The sequence below is a fragment of the Pollutimonas rozaliensis genome (genome assembly GCF_048751585.1).
Taxonomy (GTDB): Bacteria; Pseudomonadota; Gammaproteobacteria; order Burkholderiales; family Burkholderiaceae_B.
Genome location: NZ_JAZHOB010000392.1, coordinates 1 through 230, shown reverse-complemented (window position 1 = coordinate 230; position 230 = coordinate 1). Strand labels below are relative to the sequence as shown.

Here is a 230-nt window from a genome sequence, read left to right as displayed (position 1 = left end):
AAGAAGTGACTCGTCCGCAAAAAGTTTTGGTGGCATATGATCCCAACCTTGCCGATGAAATTTATCTGTTTCCTAGTCGAAACAGTGCTGAGCGCTGGGTTTGCAAACTATCAGGACGCTCCAGGGAGTTTGTTAATTGCACTTTCTGGGAAGTGTGGCAGCGACAAGAGCAGAAAAAATTTACTCATGCTGAAAGTAAAGTCAGAGCTGATAAGCACAAACGAAAGCAT

1 protein-coding gene is annotated in these 230 nt (G+C 43.9%); it reads left to right on the top strand.

The features are described 5' to 3' along the window. Nucleotides 1-230: hypothetical protein (locus V0R37_RS23345; protein WP_489685835.1), on the top strand; the 230-nt coding region annotated here is incomplete at both ends.